This window comes from Janibacter sp. CFPM2_SD2, from assembly GCF_057364645.1.
In genome coordinates this window covers 1-3,141 of sequence record NZ_JBNFOF010000266.1, presented here as the reverse complement: position 1 = coordinate 3,141, position 3,141 = coordinate 1, and the positions used below count along the sequence as shown (strand labels likewise).

The following is a 3,141-nucleotide window of genomic DNA, read 5'->3' as shown; positions in this document are numbered from 1 at the left end:
GGCGGCCCCGGGCGACCGGTCTCACCGCGCGCGTCCACCTCAAGGTCGACACCGGCCTCGGGGCGCGGTGGGGGCGTGGCGCGACGACCTCGCCGGCATGCTCGTCGACGCGGCCCGGCTCGAGGCCGAGGGCGTGCTCGACGTCGAGGGCATCTTCAGCCACTTCGCCTACGCCGATGCCCCGGATCACCCAACGGTGCGGGGCCAGCAGGAGACCTTCGGCGAGATCCTCGCCGACGCCGAGCGCGCCGGGCTGCGCCTGCGCATCCGCCACCTCGCCAACTCCGCCGCGACCCTGACCAACCCGTCGGCGCACCTCGACATGGTCCGCCCCGGCGTCTCGATCTACGGCCTGTCGCCGGTGCCCGACATCGGCGGCCCCACCCACTTCGGCCTGCGCGAGGCGATGCGCGTCGTCGCCCGCCTCATCAACGTCAAGGACTGCCCGGCCGGCCAGGGCATCTCCTACGGCCACCAGTACGTGACGAAGGGGGACACCCGCCTCGGTCTCGTGCCGCTCGGCTATGCCGACGGCATCCCGCGGCACGCCTCCAACGCCGGCCCGATGCAGGTCGGCGGCCGCCGCTACACCGTCGCGGGACGCGTGTGCATGGACCAGATGGTGCTCGACCTGGGCGCCGACAGCCCGGCCCGCTCCGGCGACGAGGTCGTGCTCATCGGCCGCGAGGCCGACGGCGAGCCGACCGCCCAGGACTGGGCTGCCGCGATCGACACGATCAACTACGAGATCGTCACCCGGCTCGGGCCCCGCGTGCCCCGCCGCTACCTCGGAGGCCTGTGATGGACGAGCACGAGCACGGCGGCATCGGCAAGGCGGCCGCGACCGGCATCGGTCTGGCGGCCGCGGCCGTCGGCGGCGCGGCGATTGCCGGCGCGGGCTACGCGGGCCGGTCCGCGGTCAAGCGCTCGCGCGCCTATGCCGTGACCCACCACGACAAGGTGCACGTCTTCCCCTTCGCCACGGACAAGGTCATGGCCGTGCCGGCCAACGACGGGGTCGTGCTGCACGTCGAGGTCGACGAGCCCGAGGGCTGGACCCCGCAGACCGGGCCGACCGTCGTGCTCGTCCACGGCTTCGTGCTCAACCTCAGCTCCTGGGTCTTCCAGCGGCGCGCGCTCGTGGACGCCGGCTACCGCGTCGTCAGCTACGACCAGCGCAACCACGGCGCCTCGCAGGCCGGCGACCTCGAGCACTGCACCATCGACCAGCTCGGCAAGGACCTGCGGGCCGTCGTCGACGCGACGACGCCCGAGGGGGAGCTCGTCCTCGTCGGCCACTCGATGGGTGGCATGACGATCATGAGCTTCGCCGGACGCTATCCCGAGGTGACCCGCGACCGGGTCCGCGGCGTCGCCCTCATCGCGACCAGTGCCGGCGGTGACAGCCTCGTGCACGTCGGTCTGGGCAAGGTGCTCGACGGCGTGATCACCCGCTTCGGACCCGGCTTCCTCGGTGGGCTGGGCCGCCGCGACGGCGTGTGGGGCGGCATGCGCGCCGCCGGACGTGCTGTCGAGAACCGCGCGATCCAGCGCTACTCCTTCGGCACGCCGATGCCCAAGGAGATGGTGCGCAAGCTCGCGACGATGATCTTCGGCACCCGACTCGACGCGATCGGCGCCTTCCTGCCCGAGCTCGACGAGCTCGACGTGCGCGACAGCCTGCCCGGGCTGGTCGACACCCCCGTGCTCATCGTCGCCGGGTCCAAGGACGTGCTGACCCCGCCGTCGCACAGCCAGGCGCTCGCCGACGCGCTGCCGGCCGCCGAGCACGTCGTCGTTCCCGGTGTGGGTCACCTCCTACAGCTCGAGAGGCCGGGGCCGGTCACCGACGGCATCCTCGGTCTGCTCGAGCGCAGTCGGGGCGTGGACGCCGAGCGTGACGCCGAGCGGGCCGGGGCCGCCGTCAGCGAAGGGGGCCGCGGAGCCCGCGGGGCGAAGCGCGTGAGCGTGCTCCTCACCGACACCGACACGACCGTCGCTGCCGGGCGGCGGCTGGCCGACCTGCTGCGTGCCGGTGACCTCGTCGTGCTCACCGGTGGGCTGGGGGCCGGCAAGACGACCTTCACCCGCGGGCTGGGCGAGGGGCTCGGCGTGCGGGGGGCCGTGACCTCTCCCACCTTCGTCATCGCGCGCGTGCACCCCTCACTCGTCGGGGGGCCGGAGCTCGTGCACGTCGATGCCTACCGCCTCGGCGGCTCGGCCGAGCTCGACGACCTCGACCTCGACTCCGAGCTCGACGAGGCCGTGACCGTCGTCGAGTGGGGCGCCGGGCTCGTCGAGGGGCTGGCCGACGACCGCCTCGAGATCACCCTCGTCGCCGACCCCGAGACCGAGGAGCGCACGCTCGCCGTCACCGGCATCGGTCCCCGCTGGGCCGACGTCGACGTCGAGGCGCACCTGCAGGCGGCAGCCGGGGCGTCGAGCTCCGGGGCGCCTTGCCCCGACGACCCCGGACGAAGGGGGAACCCCGTGAGGCTGCTCGCGCTCGACACCGCCACCTCGGCCATCTCGGTCGCCGTCCACGACGGCGAGCAGGTCCTGGCCAGCCGCAGTGCCGTCGACGCTCGCCGGCACACCGAGCTGCTCGCCCCGATGCTCGTCGAGACCCTCGCGGCGGCCGGCACCGGCGTCGACGAGGTGACCCACGTGGCCGTCGGCACCGGACCGGGGCCCTTCACCGGGCTGCGGGTCGGGCTCGTGACCGCGCAGACCTTCGCCACGCGCGGGGGATCGGTGTCCACGGCGTCTGCTCACTCGACGCCCTCGCCGCGGCGGCCGCCGCGCAGGGTCACGAGGGTGAGCTGCTCGTGGCGACCGACGCCCGGCGCAAGGAGGTCTACTGGGCCCGATATCGCTGCGCCGCAGGCGAGATCACCGTCCTCGACGAGCCCGAGGTGACCCGGCCCTCTGAACTGCCCGAGGAGGTACGCGCCCTGCCGGCCGTCGGCCGCGGGCCGCTGCTCTACCCGGACCTGCTGACCTCGCTCGCCGGTTGTGACGCTGACGGGCTGCTCGACGTCGACGCCGGGGTCCTCGCCGGCCTGGCCGCCCGGCGCATCGCCGCCGGGGCCGACATGCCGATCGAGCCGCTCTACCTGCGCCGGCCCGACGCGTCGCGCC

General features: G+C 74.3%; 1 protein-coding gene and 3 pseudogenes. All 4 read left to right on the top strand.

The annotated features are described in order from the left end of the window. Positions 1-802, top strand: an 802-nt coding sequence (alr, locus tag AC2W7J_RS16975; protein WP_485983847.1) for an alanine racemase, incomplete at its 5' end; no start/stop codon positions are given. Continuing rightward, positions 802-1,833, top strand: a pseudogene (locus AC2W7J_RS16970) (alpha/beta fold hydrolase); the annotation flags it as partial. The gene alr and the pseudogene AC2W7J_RS16970, both read left to right, overlap by 1 nt. A gap of 129 nt (positions 1,834-1,962) precedes the next feature. Continuing rightward, positions 1,963-2,403, top strand: a pseudogene (tsaE, locus tag AC2W7J_RS16965) (tRNA (adenosine(37)-N6)-threonylcarbamoyltransferase complex ATPase subunit type 1 TsaE); the annotation flags it as partial. 87 nt (positions 2,404-2,490) lie between these two features. Next, a pseudogene (gene tsaB / locus AC2W7J_RS16960) lies at positions 2,491-3,141 on the top strand (tRNA (adenosine(37)-N6)-threonylcarbamoyltransferase complex dimerization subunit type 1 TsaB); the annotation flags it as partial.